Below are 19,644 nucleotides of genomic sequence, written 5' to 3'. Positions count from 1 at the left end.
GATGAATATCTTACAACAAACTAAAAATTTACTAACCATTAAAGAAGCTAGCCAGTGGGCCAGTGATTTTCTCAAGCGTGATGTTAGTGAATCGAATATCTCGTATTTGGTGCAGTACGGGAAAGTGAAAAAGCACAATGGCGGTAACTCTATTTTTGTTGATGTTAGTGATCTTAAAAATTACTATGGCTCGTATCAAGGGCAGAGAGAGATAAATTGGAAAAAGCAGCTTGGCAATGATTTAAATTGGGCATTATCTTTTGACAATTTACGTGAGAAAGATACGACCAAACATATCCACAGGCTTCATCCCTACAAGGGCAAGTTTATTCCGCAATTAGTAGAGTATTTTATTGATAGCCACACCGACGATTTTAAAACAAGCGCGTATTTCAAGTCAGGTGATATTATTTTGGACCCGTTTTCCGGCTCTGGCACAACACTTGTACAAGCAACTGAAATGGGCATGCATTCAATTGGCATCGATATTTCTCATTTCAACTGCATGATGACGGATGTAAAGTTACTTGATTATGATATTACCTCTCTTGAAAATGAGGTAAAAAAAATTAAGCAAGCCATGACGGGTTACGAGGTAGATGGTAAGATGATTGCATTTGAAAATGAGCTGTTAGAATCTATGGCGGAGTTTAATAACTCTTATTTTCCAAGCCCAGACTTTAAATATAAAGTTCAGCGTGGGCAAATCAATGACGAAAAGAAATATGCCACAGAAAAAGAAATGGAGTTTTTAAGCATTTATAAGAATCTTGTAAAAAAATATGGAATTGAATTAAAACAATTGGAAGATAAGACTTTCTTGGATAAGTGGTATATAAAAAATGTTAGAAAAGAAATCGACTTCGCCTTTGAGCAAGTAAAAAAGATTAAGGATATCAAAAACAAAAAAGCTTTAGCAGTAATTTTAAGCCGTACTATTAGATCGTGTCGCGCCACTACTCATTCAGACCTAGCGACACTCAAAGAACCACAACTGACTACTTATTATTGCTGGAAGCATAAGAAAATATGTAAGCCTCTTTTTTCTATCAAGTCATGGTTTGATTATTATGCGACTGATACAGTTTATCGACTAAAAATATTTTCCGGATTGAAAACTGGCGCTCATTACTCGGTTATTCCTGCCGATTCGCGGACAGTTGATATTTTTAAAGAGGTTAGGAAACGAAATAAGCAGTGTTATGAAGTTTTACAAAAACAAAAAATACAAGGTATCTTTACTTCACCACCGTATGTAGGTCAGATAGATTATCACGAACAGCATGCCTATGCATACGATCTATTTGGCTTTGAGCGTAATGATGGTTTAGAAATAGGACCTCTTTATAAAGGACAGGGCGCAGAAGCACGCGCATCGTATGTCGATGGAATCTCAAAAGTTTTGCTTAATTGTAGAAAATTTTTAACTGACGATTTTGATGCATTTCTTGTTGCGAATGATAAATATAATCTCTATCCTGCAATTGCTGAAAAATCAGGAATGAAGATCGTGAATCAGTTTAAGCGCCCCGTATTGAATCGTACAGAACGAGATAGAAATCCATATTCAGAAATAATTTTTCATTTTAAAAACGGAAATTAATTTAATATGGCACTTACAATACAACAAAGGAAACAAATTAAGGAGTATTTGGTTGGAAGAATTCGTCAAAAATTAGTAACGTATAATCCCGAGACAAATTCAATGCCATTTCATTTTCGTTTGCTTGGCAAAGATAGAATGGCGCTGTTTTCCTTTATTCAATCGGTAAATACAATACTTGGGACATCGATTTTTGAACAGGTTGGAAAAATAATTGCCGAACCACGAGCCAAACGCGCAATCGGACAATATAAAGAGTTTGAGGGATATATAAGCAGTGAAGCAGTTTTGAAAATTGATAGCATAATGCGCGAGTTGCGCTCTACTTCGCGATCACCGGATAAAGAAAATGAAACAAAAGAGGTGCTGTCTGTCTCCGGTAAAGGTGAAATGGGAAAGAAACTAAAAAAGCGCGTCGATCTTTTCGTGGAGATGGAAGATGAAACAGAATATTATTTTGAAGTAAAAAGCGCAAAACCAAATATTAATGAATTTACCGGAATCAAGAAACAAATGCTCGATTGGATCGCAATGCGTGGAAGCGAAAATCCGAAAGCGAAAGTAAAAACAATTGTTGCTATTCCATATAATCCCTACGAACCAAGGCCATATGAACGCTGGACGCTGCAAGGGCTTTTTGATCTACAAAATGAGGTATTAGTAGGTGTTGAGTTCTGGGATTTTCTTGGCGGTAGTGATACCTATGAAGATTTATTGAAGGTTTTTGAGCAAGCAGGGTTAGAGCTTTACGAGGAAATAGATAAAAAAATGAACAATATTTCTAACAGTAAGTAAGACATATGTAAGATGGGTAGTACAAAAAATGGAAAAGGACAGCGTATGCCGTCCTTTTCCATTTCACCAAGTAGCCTTCTATTTTGTCTAAATCAAAAACACCACTGCAATTGCAGTGGTGTTTTTGATTATACTGCCTGGATTGTGAATGGCATCAAGCTCATGACGCGAGCGCGCTTTATTGCGCGGGCGATTTTCCTTTGATGCTTGCTGCACGCGCCTGTAACTCGTGGAGCAAGGATTCTACCTTGCGTGGAGGTGAACTTGCGCAGTGTCTGGATATCTTTCCAGTCAACTGGCTTTTGCGCGTGCGTGCAATAATAGCATTGTTTTATCATATTTTTACTAAAATAAAAATTGAAAGTGAAAAATTATTTTTAGGTCTTCTGCGTCTTTCTGCGTTTAGTCTGCGTTATTCTGCGAGTCTCATTAGCGGTGACGCCGCTAATGAGACTAAAAAGGTATATCTTTTACGTCAATCTCATCATCTGCGTTTGAATAGGGAGTATCAGACTCAATTGTTGGAATGTCTTGTGATGGAGCTGATTGAACTGGCGCGGTATTATTCATTGGTGAAGACGACGCGCCTTGGCTCTGCGTCAGCGCTCCACCACCCGCGTTTTGCGCTCGTGGACCCATTTGCATGTTCTCGGCAATTATTTCCGTGCGATATTTTTTTACTCCCGTCTGATCTTCCCAGCTCCGCGTTTCAATACGTCCCTCAACAAGTACCAACGCGCCTTTCGTGAGGTATTGCCCCGCTATTTCCGCCAGCCGTCCCCAGGCGACTATATTGTGAAATTCTGTTTTTTCCTGTTTTTGACGCGCTTGATCGTACCAGATGCGTGAGGTAGCGATACTGAAGTTGCACACTTGCTGGCCTGATGGAGTAGAGCGCGATTCAGGATCGCGAGTTAGTCGTCCCAGGACAAATGCTTTGTTGAGATTCATAGTATTTAATTAATCTTAAATCTCAAAACGCAAATCGCAAAACTATGGTATCGCCTATGGCGATTATATAAGTGAGTTTTCTTTAAGAAAACTCACACCGTAGTTTTGACATTTGACATTTGAATTTTGAGATTAAATTATATGTTCTTCATTATCTCATCCAATCGCTTATCAATATCTTCAATGCTGATTTTTTCTTTGAAGTGTGTTTCTTTCTTCGGCTGTTCTTGCTGGTCAAATACCCGCGCAAATCCTTCCGTTTTTTCCGCCGTAATTTCGGTTGGTTGCTTTGGCGCTTCCCTAGCCTCGTCGTAGCTTTTAGCGAAGGCAGGCGCTTCTTTTATTTCATGCGAAGTTGTTTTCGCCTGGTTTTCTGCTATTGCCCCCGCTGTTTTATTGATGCTTGGGCGTACGCGCTGTTGCGTCTTGCGCGGTTTTTCGTAAGTAATCATAAAACGCGTCAAATCGTCAATATGCTTGATGGCTTGTTGTATTGCGGGGAGAGCCTCCGAAGATGCCCAGAATTGTATTTCCCCCATAAAGCCGTATGTTTGCCCGGCAATAGGATAAGCGAGCTTCTTTTTCGATGCATCGCGACCCTCAGTGACGTTTGCTCCTTTTTCAGTGAGTTGTTGTGTTATTTCATTTCTTCGCTGCGCCACAGCTTCCTCGGTGATTGTGGGAGGAAGAATGTAAGTCAGCTGGTACGTCCGCACCTCTTTTGATTGTGGTGTAGTTTTAGTTTCCATGTCTGGCAGTCTAGCATAGTATTTAGAGCTTGTGAAGATGCCCGTAGGCGAGTATACTGGGATTGAGTAAATAGTGATAAATTCAAAATTAAAAATTCATATTTTTATGAACATCGATCCCTATATATTCCGTGAGTATGACATACGTGGTGTCGCTGGGGTGGAATTTACATCCGAAGCAATTGCTGAGTATGAAAAATGGTACGGAAAGTTTCCGGGCGTCACTATTAATTTAGAAACCGCAAAAGCAATCGGCATGGCTTATGGCGCCATAATAAAGCGTGGCGGCGGAAAGAAAGTAATTATCGGCTACGAGATTCGCCCGTATGCCGAGGAATTGAAAGGAGCTTTTGTAGGCGGCATTCTTAGCGTTGGCATTGACGTTGTTGACGCGGGCAAAACCATGACGCCGATGATTTATTTTCTGGTGTCTTATTTGGGTTTGGACGGGGGGGTGAACATTACCGGTAGCCACAATGTGTATTTTTTTAATGGTTTTAAGCCGACGAAAAAAGGCACTGCTCCGATATACGGCGAGGAACTTCAAAGAATGCGCCAGATGGTTCTTGATGACGATTACGACGTTGCGGAAAGTAGGGGCAATATTGAAATGCTTAATAACGCATACGAGCAATATCGCGACTACGCCCTGGAGCGAATTAAATTAAAAAAGAAATTAAACATTGTAATTGATTGCGGCAACGGTACGCCCGGATTGTATGTGATGGATTATTTTACAAAGCTTGGCTGTAATGTAATGGAAGGTTTGTATCTTGAGCCGAACGCGTATTTTCCAAATCATATTCCCGACCCTGAAGCTCCGCAAAATATGCAGATGCTTTCAAAAAGAGTAAAGGAGCTTGGCGCCGATATCGGCATTGGCTTTGACGCGGACGGCGATCGTGTGGGTTTTGTGGATGAAAACGGCACATTCGTAAACGCCGATGATTTTATTCTGTTTCTTGCCAAAGACGCGCTGTCGCGAAATCCTGGCAAAAAGATTCTTTTTGACGTTAAGTGCAGCCAGGTGCTGGTAGAAATGATTCCGCAGTTGGGTGGCATTCCTTTGATGCACCGCACGGGGCACGCTAATATTAAGGACACACTGCGCCATGATCCGGATATTATTCTCGGTGGAGAAAAATCCGGCCATATCTATATTTGCGAGGATTACTACAAGATTGATGATGCTTTTTATGCCGCGGCGTTAATGCTGCGCTTACTATCGGAGCACGACGGGCCATTTTCATCTATGTTCTCTATTATTCCGCATCGCGTGCGCACGCCGGAAATTAAATTGCCGTGCGAGGATAGCGTAAAGCACGATGTAGTAAGCCGCGTGTCCGCGGAGTTGTCGCAAAAATACAACGTCATTACAATTGACGGCGCGCGCGTGATGTTTGACGCGCAGTCATGGGGGTTGATCCGCGCATCCAACACCTCGCCGTATCTCACCGCGCGCTTTGAAGCGTTGACGGATGAGAGGGTGCTGGAGATGAAAAATATCTTCGCGGATATTTTAGAGACATTTCCGGAAATTCAAGACAAGCTTGATCGCGAGCATGTGGCGTCATTGACAGGAAAGTTGGGGTACGTGTGACCTTAGAATCGTGAATAGTGAATCACGAATCATGAATACTGTATTTAGATATACGGTATTCTAGTATTCACTATTCACTATTCATGATTCTGTATTCACCTGTCTGCCGAGGATTATGAGGATGATTCGTTATTTCGTTTTCCTATTCAACATCTTAGTCGACTCACTAAACCAGTCCAACTCGTTTTCGCACCACCTTCATTACCGCATCTGCTTCCGTTCTTGCTTTGCGGCCGCCTTTTTCAAATATTTCAGCCGCTTCGTCATCTGAAATATTTTGGAATTTTTCTCTGATTGGTTTAAGGTGTTTAATAACGGCGTCTGCAAGTTCGTTTTTAAAATCAGCGTATCCTCGGCCCTCATATCTTTTTTCAAGTTGCGGGATAGTCATGCCGCTTATCATGCTGTAAATTGCAAGAAGATTTGAAATGGCGGGCTTTGCTTTCGGATTATATTTTACTTCGCTTCCTGAATCAGTTACGGCTTTTTTTATTTTATCCTTTATTATTTCTTCGTCTTCAAAAATTCCAACATAATTTTGCGGCCCAAGAGATTTGGACATTTTTTTTGTCGGGTCTTGCAGCGACATCACACGAGAGGTGCTTTTTGTTAAAATCGCTTCCGGCTCAACAAAAAGTTTTCCGTAAAAATTGGTGAATTTGCGAGCGATGCTGCGCGTCATCTCAAGATGTTGCACCTGATCTTCGCCAACGGGTATTGCGTGGGGTTTATACAGTAAAATATCCGCCGCCATCAGTACGGGATAGCTAAGAAGCCCTAGATTTATAGATGACGACTGTTCCGTTTTTTCTTTAAATTGTGTCATGCGCTCAAGCTCGCCAAGCGGAGTGATGGTGTTAAAGATCCACGCAAGCTCGGTGTGCGCGGGAATATGCGATTGCACAAAAAGCACGGAACGTTTCGGATCAAGACCAATGGCAAGAAAAGCGCGCATAAGCTCGCGCGTGTTTTGCGCGAGCTGTTTTGGCTCGTGCGCCACTGTTAGCGCGTGCAAGTCCGCTATCATGAAATAGCAGTCGTTAGTTTCCTGCAATGCCACAAAGTTTTGCAAAGCTCCAAGATAGTTTCCCAAATGGAGCTGGCCGGTAGGTTGGATGCCGCTTAAGATACGCATAAGTAGATTTAAGAGATAAAATTTACGATTTAAGAAAATATGTTGTAATTTTTAAGTGCTAATAATATTATATCTCAAAACTCAAATCTTAAATCGCAAAACTATAACTCAAATCTTAAAACTACGGATAAGATTTTAGATTTGCGATTTAGATTTAAGATTTGCCATTTGAGATTTGAGATAATTTTATTATTATACTTCAATCACCACTGGCAGCACCATCGGGCGGCGTTTGGTTTGCTGGAATAGGAAATCGCCAAGCTTGTCGCGCAGAACTGTTTTTATATACGCCCAGTTGCTGTCGCGGTCGGGGGCTGAAGCGTGCTCCACGATCTCTTTGGTGCGTTTGCGCACTTCAGCGAGCAATGGTTTTGATTCGCGCAGGTAAATAAACCCGCGGGAAATAATATCAGGATTACCCTTAACTTTACCGGTTTGGCTATCTACTGTTGCGATTACCACAAGCATGCCATCTTGCGCCATTGCCTGGCGGTCGCGCAACACAACATTGCCGACGTCTCCTATGCCAAGTCCGTCAACCATCACATAGCTTGTCTGTACTCGATCTTTGGTGACGGTTAGCTCGTGGTTGCGCATCGTAACAACATGGCCGTTGCCTACTACAAGAACATGGTTTGGGATCATGCCAATGCTTTCGGCAATATCACCGTGCAAGCGCAACATATAGTGGTTTCCATGAATAGGGATAATATAGCGCGGTTTAACTAAGTTAATCATCAGCTTCAGGTCTTCCACTTGGGCGTGGCCGGAGGCGTGAATATCCATCAATCGCGAATGGTACATTCGCGCGCCTTGATACATTAAGATATCTTTCAACGATTGAACAGTGCGCTCGTTGCCGGGAACGACTGACGAAGAAAAGATAACCGTGTCATTTTTTTGAATAGTAAAATAGCGGTGCTCTTTGTTTGCGATGCGCATCAGCACCGCCTCGCCCTCGCCTTGCGCGCCCGTGCAAATTAGCATAACGCGGTTAGCGGGGTAGTCGTTGATATTTTTTACATCAATCATAGTGTCGCGTTGAACTTTGATAAAGCCAAGCTCGCGCGAAATTTCAAACGCGGCCTTCATGCTATATCCATCAAGCGCTACTTTGCGGTTATATTTTTCCGCGATAATAACGAGCTGTTGGATGCGGCTTACAAGCGAGCCGAATGTTGCCGCCACAATGCGGCCAGGCGCGGATTTTACAATATCTTCAAGATTTTTTTGTACTTGTGTTTCAGAAATTGTATAGCCTGGAGTTTCTGAATTTGTTGAATCGGACATTAGCACATCAATCCCTTGTGAACCGAGCGCTACGATGCGCGCAAAGTCAGCTGGCTCGTCGCCAACGGGCGAATGGTCAAATTTAAAATCGCCCGTGTGCATTATTGTGCCCATAGGTGTTTTTACAACCACGCCCAAGCTTCCCGGAATGTTGTGGTTTACATGGAAAAATTCTATATGGAATGCGCCAAGCTCAAGCACGGTGTCTTTGGTTACTTCTCGGATATCTAGCGGAGCCGCATTTGGGTAATCTTGCTGGCGCTTCAAGATGATGCCGCGCGAAAGAGCGGAAGCATAAATTGTTGGATTATCTATTTTGGGAATAATAAGAGGAATTGCTCCGACATGATCCATGTGGCCGTGGGTGATTACCACGCCCACCACTTCTTTCTTTTTGCCTTCAATCTTATTCAGGCCAGGGCCATTAGGCGTTGGTTCGGTAAGATATGAGATATTCGGGATGATGTAATCGATGCCCGGCATATCTTCTTCTGGAAACTGTAAGCCCATGTCTATTATGAGCACCTTATCGCGATACTCAATAATTGTCATATTTCGGCCTACTTCCTCAAGCCCGCCCATTGGAATAATCTTTACATGGTCATCTGGGGTTGCTGAAAGCTGTGGAGCTACGTTAAAACCCGCCGGCTGCGCGCCGGTGAGCGGTGATTGGGCGACACGAATGCGTCGCTGGCGGTCATGGCTGCCGAATCTAGACCTTTTTTGGCCCGATGTGCCACGCCCTGAAGGATTGTGCCTCGATATATCAAGGCCTCGATGTCGCGGTCTATGAGGAACCCGCGGTGATGTTGGTTGTTTTGGTTCTACTGGGGACATAAATTATTTTAATTTTAGTTATTTGATAAGAATGTTAAATGTTATTGGATTTGTAAAAATAGGCATAATATCTCAAATCTCAAATGGCAAATCTCAAAACTACAGCTCAAATCTAAAAACTACGAGCGAAGATTTTAAATTTGAAATTCAGATTTGCGATTTTAGTTTTGAGTTTTGAGATTACTAGGTGCGGACGAGAGGAGTTGAACCTCCACAGCCTTGCGGCTACTAGCACCTGAAGCTAGCGCGTATGCCAGTTTCGCCACGTCCGCAGTCCTTCGTTAAAACTTCGGAACTGCAAGCAGTTTATCTAAAAATAATTTTCTTACAGGGATCGGGTATTCCGAAGCTTTAGCGCAGGATACCACGTCCGCGATTAAAGAATTTTCAATTTACAATTTACAACGTAGAGTTGCGTGGCAACCACGTTGCTCTACGCAATGAATTTACAATGTCACAATTCTCAATGACTATGTTTTCAGCCAGAGCAAGAAATACAACAAAATGTATTTCTACGTTTAACAAAAAATACAACAAAATGTATTTCTACGTTTAACAAAAATTACAACAAAATGTAATTTTACGCTAAGGCTGATCCCCGCCAGAGGCGGGCAGGCGTCTCAGGCGGAGAAAATTTAGTTATTGTCAATTGATTGAAAATTAAAACAAGAATTACAAAACTAAAAACAATAATTCTTAAATCTTATCTCTTAAATCGTAAATCTATTTCGCCAATCGTTTTTTTAACTCCTCCACAATTTTTACCGGCGTTGGGTCGGTTTTGTAGAGAATTGCAAGATAATAAGAGATCCAGTCGCCCAGCAATAGGGCATTGAATACTTTATTATATATCCTCTCATTTGTAATGTCAATAGGAAGTACGGGAATGTGGTATTTTTTGGCGATGTCAGCGGTGAGGTCCATGCGGCGCTGAATATGAGGATTATCACTCCTATCAGTCAACATAAGGATAGAAAATTTGTTTTGCGGCTGGGTAAACCCGACCATTTCATTATGGTTAAGCTCAGGAAAATAATTGTAGAAAGCCATTGTTTTGGCGTTTTCATTTATTTTTATTTTCAATATATACGCAAGCGCCTTGTTAGCCTGTGAGGCGTAGAAAAGCGGTGTGCGCCTTGCTAGCTTTACAGCAATAGTTTTCCCATGTCTTTCTGACGAAGCGGGCGATAGTGATTTGGCGGCGGCGATAAGCGCATCGTCTTGTAAAGAAATAATTCCGGCGTTGCTTAAAATTTTTATCAAAGCAGCAAATTGGTATCCAATCGCCGATCTTGGCTGAATATGTGTTGTTGGAATTTGCGCCACCGCCACGCCGTCGCGAAGAGCTTTTTCAAGCAGGGCTCCACCCATGGCGATAACAGCTACGGGCAATTTTCTTACGCGAGCTTCATCATATGCGCTGATTGCTTCTTCAGTGCCTCCGGAATATGAAATACAGATGACAAGCGTTTGATCATCCGCGTAGTAGGGCAGTCCGTAATTACGATGGATGTGTATTTCAGCAGGACGCGAAAGAATAGAGCCATTGCCCGCAACAAGCTTCAACAGCTCACCCGGCAATGCCGAGCCGCCCATGCCAGCAATGACAATTTTAGTTACAGGGTTTTTAATTATGGGAATAGCGCGCTGCGCGCATTTTAATCCCGTCTCAAGCTGGGTAGGAAAATCCAATATTACTTGGCGCATGTTTGATTTGTCTACTTGTGAGACCATAAGAGTAAATTTTCAATGATCAATTTTCAATTTACAATGAATATCTTAATTTTCAATGTCAAAAACACGGCGTATTGAAAATTGTTTCATTGTAAATTCATTGAAAACTGGGATTTGAAAATTGAAAATTAGTTTGTTATTTATTTTCTCTCCTCGTATTAACGTACCAATTCGTAATATTCGCAAATCGCCATGACGGATCCGCGACCGTGCCGTTTTCAATACCTTTTATCGTGTTATTGGCGGGGTAAAGATATGAAGGGTTGTAAAGAAAAATTGCGGGATTGTCGTTCATCAGGATTTGTTGGAATTGCTGAAGGTCGGAATTTCGCGTTGCTGGATTTTGTTCTTGCCGCGCATTTTCAAGAAGTTTGTCCACGTTATTATTGCCGTATAACGATAAGTTTAATCCCGGATCCTTCTTTTGCGATGAATGCCAAAAAGAAAATGGATCGGGCTCAAGGCTAAGCACCTGCCCAAATAGAAGCATGCTGTAATTCCGTGGCGCCATTATATTTTGCTGAAGTTCTCCCAGTTGATATGTTTCTACTTTAAGGCGAACTCCAACCGCTGCCCACTGCTTTTGTAATTCCGTGGCGATATCTTGAAGCTCTGGCCATGCTACCGTGGCAAGCGTAATGTCCAGCGCCATAGATATAGCGCCGCTTTTTTTAGCGCGCGTGCCATCGTTTTCACTAATTTGCCAGCCGGCTTTATCCAACAATGCGCGGGCCCTATCAGCATCAAACGAATATATTGCTCCCGCCGCTTGGTTAAATTCCGGCATGAACGGCAGGATGGGAGTGGAAACTTTTTCTCCCCTTCCGTTTAACGCGGAGGAGACGAGCGAGTCCTTGTCAGTTGCAAATTGCAACGCCTGGCGCACCGAGCTGTCTTGCAGGGCTGGGTTTTGGTTTTGATTAAAGAAAATAGCAAAATAGCGCGGTAGGGTAAATGAATATACGGTAGTTTGTGAAGTTAAGTGGAGTTGGTCGAGAGCTGTAGCGGAAATTGTGCTTACGGCGTCCACTGCCCTTCTATTATACGCTCTAATCGCTTCATCTTCACTATCAAAGAATCTAAACGAAATACCATCTAAGTATGGCTTCTGCGCATAGTATTTATCATTGCGCGCAAGATCATATGAAAAAATATATCCCGTAGAATCTTTTTGAAATTTATTAAATTTAAACGGGCCACCGCCAATTGGTTTTAGATTGGCGTCTGCAAGCAAAAAACTATTCGGCGCCACGTTCTCCCAGATATGCTTAGGGAGAATGCCGACCGTTGTATTTTCCGTAAAAGGCGGGTAAGGAGAATCAAGGTTGAAAATTACTACGCGATCTCCCTCTTGGCTCGCGGCGACACCTATCCAATTTTGTCGTAGGGGGCTGCTGTATTTTTGATCTTGAATTAGGCTAATGGTAAAAACAACATCGGCAGCAGTAATTGGCGTATTATCTTCCCATTGCGCGCGATCCTTAATTATAAAGCGGTATTGTTTGCCATTATTGAGGACTTGATAAGATTCCGCAAGGTCGGGCACAAGGGTTCCCTCCGCATCATATTTAAGAAGTGAAGGATAAATAAGCCGCGCGATGTCACGATCAATATCACTGCCGGGCGCAAGCACCGGATTGATAAAACGCGGCAGGCCAATCATTGCTTCGCGATAATTTCCTCCCGTGGAGGGCGCGAGTTTTGTATTGCTAAGATAGTATTGTACCGCAAATGCAATAAGAGATGCTAGAACTACTACAGATAAAAAGCCGACTATGTATCGTTCGGTTGATGAAAGGTTATTTAATAAAATAGAAAATTTTGTCAGTAATTGTCGTAAGCGAAACATGGAAATTATCAACGAATAACGGTAAGTTAATCAATGAATAACGAATTTTTACGAATAAACGAATTACTGCCCAAGAGTATTCGTATATTCGTGTCGGATTCGTTATTCGTTGATTACACTAGCAGCATCAGGAACGCCGCTCCGGCAAATAGGGCGCCAAGAACAATAGTGCTCCAATAGAGAACTTTTTCAAAACCGCGTTTTTGATAATATACGCCACCCTGTCCGCCGAAAGCGCTTGAAAGGCCTGAGCCGCGCTGTTGGAGAAGGATCGCGATAACCAAAAGAATCGCAATGGCAATCTGCGCAATAGAGATCCACCCCGCGCTAGAGGGAAGCAACGACGGCAAATGAGTAAATGATGGAACTGGTATGTTGGGAAGAGTCATAGTCTAAATAAATGTAGCATGGCATTAGTAACGCTAAATAGTAGCGTAGCTTCGATAAGAGGCAATATGCCTTGAATGCCAAGCTCCGGGACGAGCATATGCACACCCCAGATAATAATGATATTGATTACGAAGTTAAAGAGGCCAAATGTAATAATTATGAGTGGGAAAGTGAGAATTTTCAGTATCGGCCGGACGATAGAATGCCCCACAGCAAGAAAGAATCCTGTTGTGGCCAGCATAAGCCAATTTCCGGTGAATGTAAAGCCGGGAATGTAAAGCGAGGCGATGTAAACCGCAAGACTGTTGGCTGCAATTGTGATAATGATTTTGAGTATAAGACCCATAGAACTCCTTTCAGAGTAGCATAGAACGAACATAGAATCAAGAATACGGAATACAGAATACTGGCTTGCTGCCCCGCCATTTTTAGACCTAAGGGTTATTTTGTTGTAATATAATTTTATAATGAAAGGAGTGCAAAAAACGCAATCATCATCCAGTTACGCCCCAATAATACTTTGGGGATTTTTGATTTGTCTTGCCTTGGTTTTAGGTGGCGTAGTTATTGGGATGTACACTGATAAACAGATAACAACTACTACAACATCCATAAAACAATCGTTGCGTCCAATTAATACTCCGGTCAAACTTCCCGTAGCTGCGCCAGTAACTCCAACACCAACAGCATCTACGCCAACGGCCATATCAAGTAGCGCAACCTCTCTTAGCGTGCCATTTATATCGCAAGCTCCGTTAGGCAATTGGGCAGACCAGCGGCAAGAAGCGGGATGCGAAGAAGCTTCTGTCCTTATGGCGATGTTGTGGGTACGGGGCAAGAAATCAATTGCTCCTTTAGACGCGGAGAGCCAGATTATCACCATTTCTGATTGGGAGCAAAAAATGTACGGTGAGTACCGCGACACGAAGGCGCAAGATACTATTGATAGAATATTCAAAGGATATTTTGGTTATAGTAATGTGGAACTTAAGGAGAATATTACTACTACGGATATTAAGGCGGAGCTTGAAAGGGGAAACATGGTAATTGTGCCTGTTAATGGTAGGAAATTGCGCAATCCTTTTTATGTGCCTCCCGGTCCGATACAGCACAATATTCTTATTCGCGGGTACGACTCGGCAACTAAAGAATTTATCACTAATGACTCGGGAACAAGACGCGGCGAAAAATATCGTTACGCAGAAGATGTGTTATATAACGCGCTTCAAGATTATCCCACCGGCAACCACGAAATCATTTTTTCAGTAGAAAAAGTTATGATTGTGGTTAAAAAGACTTCATAAAATGCCATATGCCGGAAAAACAAAAGAAAAACATATTTAATATATTGGGTCCTGGCTTTATTAGCGGCGCCGCGGATGACGACCCTACAGGCGTAGCCGCGCACATGCAGTCCGGCGCGCAGTTTGGCTATGGTATGTTGTGGACGGCGCTGTTTACCTTACCATTTATGGTGGCGATTCAGGAGATGTGCGGCCGTATCGGTTTGGTCACTGGCAAGGGGCTAGCTGGTGTTATCAAGCAAACCTACTCTAAGAGTTTATTGTACGTTATCGTAGTGCTACTTTTAGTTTCCAATACCATTAATATCGGAGCTGATTTAGGAGTGATGGCGGCATCCATGCAGTTGCTCGTGCCAATCCCTTTTGCCTTTCTGCTCTTTGGCATAGCATCATTTATACTATTTCTTGAAGTTGTTATTTCTTATCGAATTTATGCGCAATTCTTAAAATATTCAGCGATCTTGTTATTGTCTTACGCGGGCGTGGCATTTGCTGTTAAACAAGACTGGACGCAAATTTTTTTCGCAACGATTATTCCTAACATCGAATTAAATAAATCTTTTCTACTGGGACTACTTGCTATTTTGGGAACAAATATGTCGCCCTATTTATTTTTTTGGCAGGCAAATGAGGAAGTTGAAGAAGAGGTCGCGAGTAATAAATTGCGCATGATGGGCAGGGGAACGCCTAAAATCAATATGGGAGATGTTAACGCTATGAATACTGATACTAAGATCGGCATGATTTTTTCCAATATTATTGTATTCTTTATTATGATAGCGGCAGCTTCCACCTTGGGGCAATCTAGTATCGCGAGCATTGAAACACCCGCGCAGGCAGCTTTGGCGCTTAAGCCGATTGCGGGAAATTTTGCATCCTTGCTATTTGCAATAGGCATTATTGGTTCTGGCCTGCTTGCCGTGCCTGTACTTGCAGGCTCTGCTTCATACGCGCTGTCTGAAAGCTTGGGCTGGAAGGAAGGGCTTTATAGAAATTTTAAACAGGCGCATGGATTCTACGGAGTTATAATAGCCGCTATGCTTATAGGGTTGCTTGTAAACTTCTTGCCAATTAGCCCCTTTCGCATGCTTATTTATTCCGCGGCGTTAAATGCTATTATTGCTCCCCCTATATTAGTCCTCATTTTACTTATTTCCAATAATAAAAATATAATGGGGCGGTTTACCAATTCCGCTACTTCAAATGTATTAGGTATTTTTATTATTACATTAATGACAGCGGTAGCCGTTGGTTTCTTTGCATTTTTGTAAGATTCTAACTAAAAACGCCCCGCGATGAACTGTACCCCCAAAAGTGGACACTAAAAGTGTCCACTTTTTTCTGTTCTATACCAGTTTGTTGAAGCCAGGCTTCCACGCGCGCGTTGAAGCCTGGCTTCAACAAAGCTTCAAAGAAAAAAGATGACCCCCGTAGAATACAGGAATCATCTTTTAGAAACTGCCTAGTAGCTTTTTTTTCAGTGTCTACTGTAGAGGGTACAGTTCACACGGGGCTTTTTTAGTTAGAATTATTCGCCAGGAATAGATGGATAGTTTTGCGGTATCGGGTTTGGCATTTCTTGTTCGGTGCCGTAAGTTATAACGATTTCTTGTAGCTCCTCGAGCTTTATTTGCCTCGGATCTCCTTGTATTTGAGAACCATTTACAAATACTCGCAAAATCTTGTCATCACTCGCGCAATATCCGCCAATACAATCAGTAGTAAAGCGCACTCCCCAAATATCAAAGAATTGGCCCAAGGTGAAATCTTTTATTTCGGGAGATTCAATATGAATAATATTGTCTGGTGCATGCGCGTGAATAGGAGATATGAAGTTCTCCAGTTGATGCATGCCAATTCCGGCGGGGATTATCATCGAAGTATTACCGTTAATATATATATCAAGGTGCTGATGAGTGTGAAGCGCCATGCCTTCTTGGGCTAGAGCAGGCAGGCCAATTGCGTCAAGACGTTCTCTCAAGTGTTCCAGTTCTACCTTCCATGGTGCATCTGACGTTTGCATACCAGGCAGACCTTCTTGAGCTGGTGGCGGAGTGCTATTTGGAGTTTCAGTAGGCGCGCTTGCATCTTTGGAATAGAAAACAAACAGCGCGCCAATTAGAGCTAAGCCAACAACTATAAAAGCAATAGTATTTTTCATTTTTCATTTGTTAATTAATTTCATTGTAGCATAGTTAGACGGGCGAGTGACATCTATCATAGCGGTTACTGGCATTGCCCTTGACAAAAGTATGGGTAGGCGTAGAATTCAGGAATCAATTTAATAGTGCTTTTGCCGCGTAGGACGATTGTAAAGAAAAGGTGGGAGGAATGGGTCACGATCGTTTTTTGCGCTATATATCCGATAGATACGGGATTTATATAGTTTCTAAGCATTTGTTCTTTTGGGTCGTCGTTAAGTATGAAGACGATCCGGAGATTATGATATCTAGCCATGCCACTTTTGGTGGTGCGGCTAAGACAATTAGGCAAGCGTATGCTAGCGCCGGAAAAGATGCAGCCCAAACCGCCGATATCGTTGAGACTATTAAGAAGCAGCGCGCCGAGATCCACGCCGACCGAAAAGCGGCCTATGAAGCTACTCTACAGAAACAGGCATAGCGTATTCTTTGTTAATCGCCCCACAAACGTGGGGCTTTTCTATTGTGGACGCATACATCTATTTGACAGAAAAATTATGAGGTTATAAACTTATAATTACTTTACCAACATGTTTGATAGTTCTCTTGTGCCATGCACGAGAGTCGGTTAGGGAAGTCCGGTGCTTCCACTTCGCAATTACGCGAATGGAAAATTCCGGCGCTGTGCCGCAACTGTAATCTTTGTCCGAGCGCTCGGACAAAGTAGTCAGAATGCTAACTAGCTATCTTAAGAATATTTGCATTCTCTTCGAGCCAAAGGGAAGCCGCGTTTTTACTTTATTTATAAAACCACGCTTCCACTCGGAGCGTGGTTTTCGTTTGATAATTAAACGTAATATATGAAAAATAATTTTTCAAAGTTCATCGCAGTTTTACTGGTTATTTCTATAGTAATTCCTTTTAATTACGTTAGCGCATCTTACAGCACTAGCGGCGCGCAAACATATCTAGCCGCGCATGGCGATAGCCCGTGGAGCGTGATGGGGCTTGTCGCCCTTGATTCAATGCCATCATCATCTTCCGCGCCATCGCTTACCACTGTAAGCGGCGGAAGCGCTGTTAGCTATGAGGCGCCTATTCTTGCTATTACCGCAATGGGCAAAGATCCTCGCACGTTCGGTTCCTCGGATTATGTCGCTGGGCTGAAAAGCTATCACATTAACGGCCAGATCGGCGACGTCGCGATGTTGAATGATGACTATTTTGGTATTCTCGCGTTAATTTCCGCAGGCGTTTCAGTAAGTGATTCCGCAATCGCAGATTCCAAAGACTTCATAATCTCGCGTCAGAATACAGATGGCGGGTGGGGGTTTGCGACAGTATCTGATTCGGATACGAATATGACAAGCGCGGCAATACTCGCGCTTCTTTCAGCAGGCACGCCAAACTCTGATTCTCGTATACAAAGCGCCTTAACTTATCTTAAGAGCGCGCAAAATAACGATGGCGGTTTTCCTTACACGCCCGGCACGGATTCGGATTCATCTTCAACGGCATGGGCGGTATGGGTTTTCAACGCCTTGCGTATAGACGCGGTAACATTGTCTAAATCAAGCAACACGCCAATTTCATATCTTGAGGCAAATCAGGCAAGTCAAGGATATTTCAAGTATCAGCCAGGCTCAAGCGAAGACGGATTTTCTGCTACGACTACTGCATACGCGACTATTGCGCTTCAAGGAAAAACATTGCCTCTAAATATATTTTCAGCGACTTCAAGTCAAAAGTTCTCATTTCGCATTGAAGGATCTGGATCGCAGATCTGCAATGGCGATATTGCCGCGCAAACCGCGCTCGATGTTGTGAAAAATGCCAAAGATATCTGTGGTTATACATATAATATACAAAACACCGCGTACGGCCCTTACTTAGATAAAATCAACAACGATACGGCTTCCGGCATGATCGGATGGATGTATATGGTAAACAACATTATGCCAGATGTTGGCGCGGGGGATTATGTGCTCAAGAAGGACGATTCGGTTCTTTGGTATTACGGCGATTACACTTGGCCTTCGACTAAATTGGAAGTGTCATCCGCGCAGATCTCAAGCGGCGCGTCAACTACCGCAATTGTAAAATATTATTCTAATAACGCATGGGCGCCGCTTAGTGGCGCAACGGTATTTTTTGGAAACGGCACTTCCTTAACAGATATAAATGGTTATGCTCTGATTACGCCAGGCGATGGTTTATATAGAGTTTATGCCTCAAAACAGGGATACGTGCGCAGTAATTTGGCGACACTTCAAGCTGGCCAGCCTGCCAACGCATCGGTTAGTTTGTCGGCTACGGTGAGTAAGACAAAAATTACGCCGGAGAGTTCTATATCATTCATAGTTACACCATCAAGCGTGAATTTTGGAACACTGGCTCCCGGCTCTATCGCCGCAAGCCCTACCATTACAATGAGCAATGGGGGAACTGACGCCATAGCAATTACAACATCAGTATCGGGAGATGCTCTATTTACAGATAATCTCAATGTAAATAATGTTTATTGGCATAACTTTCAAGCAACCGTAGCAAAAGCAGACAAAAAAGATATTGTCCTTCAGCTTGCTGTACCGCAGAACTATCAAGCAGATGGAAACACTAAAACAGCGCAGCTAATCTTCTGGGCAACAGCGCAGTAATACGAGGATATACGAGGATAGCCGGGATACCCTGAGGGTATCCCGGCTATCCTCATCGCCTATGAACATATGAAAAAGTTATTAATTATTATCCTCGTATCTATTCCATTTGCCTACGCTTCGGCGGGAGGTATTACTGTCAGCCCATCGAAACTTACTTTTGATATTGAGCGGGGAAAAATAGAAAAAGCAAATATTGTAGTTACAAATCCTACGGCAGATGTGCAGGTTTTTGAGGTATATCCGGATAATTTTTCCGACGTTATTTCCATAAACCCCAAGAGCTTTACACTAGAGGCGGGTATGAATAAATCTGTGCAAATTAGCGTTAGTCAATTGTTAAGCCGAAATACGCCGCAGGTTATGACGACAAACCTTTCAGTTATTGCAAGGCCGCTTACCGAAATTCAGTTTCAGGCAAATACGGGGGTAAAAATTCCTATTACTATTTCAGTTCAAGAATTACCGCGCACTGGCGGCGTGATTACTTTGATGGAAGAAATAGTTATCGGAATCATTATTATTATCGCATTGATATCCGCAATGATATATTTTTCACACAAATATCTTTTCAGGAAACATAATGTCGCGTAGATCTGTTTGCCCCAA

General features: G+C 42.7%; 18 protein-coding genes, 1 tRNA gene and 1 riboswitch. Of the genes, 8 read left to right on the top strand and 11 right to left on the bottom strand.

The window, feature by feature from the left end; genetic code table 11:
* Window position 1 precedes the first annotated feature (1 nt).
* A complete protein-coding gene (locus tag HYV65_03200; protein MBI2463213.1) occupies window positions 2-1,603 on the top strand; it encodes a site-specific DNA-methyltransferase in 1,602 nt (533 codons plus the stop codon).
* Between the two features lie 6 nt (window positions 1,604-1,609).
* Window positions 1,610-2,398: a TdeIII family type II restriction endonuclease gene (locus tag HYV65_03195; GenBank protein MBI2463212.1), complete on the top strand. Its 789-nt coding sequence runs from the start codon at window positions 1,610-1,612 to the stop codon at window positions 2,396-2,398.
* Window positions 2,399-2,526: 128 nt separating this feature from the next.
* On the opposite strand, the gene HYV65_03190 is transcribed toward HYV65_03195, so the two are convergent.
* The 3 genes from HYV65_03190 to HYV65_03180 form a co-directional block, all read right to left on the bottom strand.
* Entirely contained in the window at window positions 2,527-2,736 is a 210-nt protein-coding gene (locus tag HYV65_03190; GenBank protein MBI2463211.1) for a 30S ribosomal protein S18, read from the bottom strand.
* Window positions 2,737-2,851: 115 nt separating this feature from the next.
* The gene (locus tag HYV65_03185; protein ID MBI2463210.1) at window positions 2,852-3,349 is read right to left on the bottom strand and encodes a single-stranded DNA-binding protein; all 498 of its coding nucleotides are present in this window, start codon (window positions 3,347-3,349) and stop codon (window positions 2,852-2,854) included.
* 137 nt (window positions 3,350-3,486) lie between these two features.
* Window positions 3,487-4,098, bottom strand: a complete 612-nt coding sequence (locus HYV65_03180; protein ID MBI2463209.1) for a 30S ribosomal protein S6 — start codon at window positions 4,096-4,098, stop codon at window positions 3,487-3,489.
* 106 nt (window positions 4,099-4,204) lie between these two features.
* Between HYV65_03180 and HYV65_03175 the strand changes: the two genes are divergently transcribed.
* A complete protein-coding gene (locus tag HYV65_03175) occupies window positions 4,205-5,698 on the top strand; it encodes a phosphomannomutase/phosphoglucomutase (GenBank protein MBI2463208.1) in 1,494 nt (497 codons plus the stop codon).
* 166 nt (window positions 5,699-5,864) lie between these two features.
* Here the strand turns inward: HYV65_03175 and trpS are convergent, their stop codons facing one another.
* From trpS to HYV65_03140, 7 genes are all read right to left on the bottom strand, one after another.
* Window positions 5,865-6,833, bottom strand: a complete 969-nt coding sequence (trpS, locus tag HYV65_03170) for a tryptophan--tRNA ligase (protein ID MBI2463207.1) — start codon at window positions 6,831-6,833, stop codon at window positions 5,865-5,867.
* A gap of 192 nt (window positions 6,834-7,025) precedes the next feature.
* Entirely contained in the window at window positions 7,026-8,960 is a 1,935-nt protein-coding gene (locus tag HYV65_03165; protein ID MBI2463206.1) for a ribonuclease J, read from the bottom strand.
* A 188-nt stretch (window positions 8,961-9,148) separates the two neighbouring features.
* A tRNA-Leu gene (locus HYV65_03160) sits at window positions 9,149-9,232 on the bottom strand.
* A gap of 451 nt (window positions 9,233-9,683) precedes the next feature.
* Window positions 9,684-10,694 (bottom strand): bifunctional phosphoglucose/phosphomannose isomerase, encoded by a 1,011-nt coding sequence (locus HYV65_03155; GenBank protein MBI2463205.1) that lies wholly within the window; start codon window positions 10,692-10,694, stop codon window positions 9,684-9,686.
* A 136-nt stretch (window positions 10,695-10,830) separates the two neighbouring features.
* On the bottom strand, window positions 10,831-12,543 hold the full coding sequence (locus HYV65_03150) for a hypothetical protein (protein ID MBI2463204.1): 1,713 nt from the start codon (window positions 12,541-12,543) through the stop codon (window positions 10,831-10,833).
* A gap of 113 nt (window positions 12,544-12,656) precedes the next feature.
* Window positions 12,657-12,932, bottom strand: coding sequence for a preprotein translocase subunit SecG (gene secG / locus HYV65_03145; GenBank protein ID MBI2463203.1), 276 nt, complete (start codon window positions 12,930-12,932; stop codon window positions 12,657-12,659).
* Window positions 12,929-13,279: a phage holin family protein gene (locus tag HYV65_03140; GenBank protein ID MBI2463202.1), complete on the bottom strand. Its 351-nt coding sequence runs from the start codon at window positions 13,277-13,279 to the stop codon at window positions 12,929-12,931. The genes secG and HYV65_03140 overlap by 4 nt, the downstream gene beginning before the upstream one ends.
* A 226-nt stretch (window positions 13,280-13,505) precedes the next feature.
* Between HYV65_03140 and HYV65_03135 the strand changes: the two genes are divergently transcribed.
* Together HYV65_03135 and HYV65_03130 are read left to right on the top strand one after the other, a co-directional pair.
* Window positions 13,506-14,237 (top strand): C39 family peptidase, encoded by a 732-nt coding sequence (locus HYV65_03135; GenBank protein ID MBI2463201.1) that lies wholly within the window; start codon window positions 13,506-13,508, stop codon window positions 14,235-14,237.
* Between the two features lie 8 nt (window positions 14,238-14,245).
* Window positions 14,246-15,508: an Nramp family divalent metal transporter gene (locus HYV65_03130; protein ID MBI2463200.1), complete on the top strand. Its 1,263-nt coding sequence runs from the start codon at window positions 14,246-14,248 to the stop codon at window positions 15,506-15,508.
* Between the two features lie 257 nt (window positions 15,509-15,765).
* Here the strand turns inward: HYV65_03130 and HYV65_03125 are convergent, their stop codons facing one another.
* Entirely contained in the window at window positions 15,766-16,398 is a 633-nt protein-coding gene (locus HYV65_03125) for a hypothetical protein (GenBank protein ID MBI2463199.1), read from the bottom strand.
* 170 nt (window positions 16,399-16,568) lie between these two features.
* Between HYV65_03125 and HYV65_03120 the strand changes: the two genes are divergently transcribed.
* The 3 genes from HYV65_03120 to HYV65_03110 all read left to right on the top strand — a co-directional run bounded on the left by HYV65_03120 (window position 16,569) and on the right by HYV65_03110 (window position 19,629).
* Entirely contained in the window at window positions 16,569-16,859 is a 291-nt protein-coding gene (locus tag HYV65_03120) for a hypothetical protein (protein MBI2463198.1), read from the top strand.
* 100 nt (window positions 16,860-16,959) lie between these two features.
* Window positions 16,960-17,137, top strand: a riboswitch (cobalamin riboswitch).
* Between the two features lie 101 nt (window positions 17,138-17,238).
* On the top strand, window positions 17,239-19,035 hold the full coding sequence (locus tag HYV65_03115; GenBank protein ID MBI2463197.1) for a DUF4430 domain-containing protein: 1,797 nt from the start codon (window positions 17,239-17,241) through the stop codon (window positions 19,033-19,035).
* Between the two features lie 69 nt (window positions 19,036-19,104).
* Window positions 19,105-19,629, top strand: coding sequence for a hypothetical protein (locus HYV65_03110; GenBank protein ID MBI2463196.1), 525 nt, complete (start codon window positions 19,105-19,107; stop codon window positions 19,627-19,629).
* Window positions 19,630-19,644: the final 15 nt, after the last annotated feature.

This window comes from Candidatus Spechtbacteria bacterium, from assembly GCA_016188605.1.
In the GTDB taxonomy this organism is placed as follows: Bacteria; Patescibacteriota; Minisyncoccia; order Spechtbacterales; family JACPHP01; genus JACPHP01.
The sequence above is the reverse complement of the archived record's forward strand: the minus strand, read 5'-3'. Positions and strand labels throughout refer to the sequence as shown.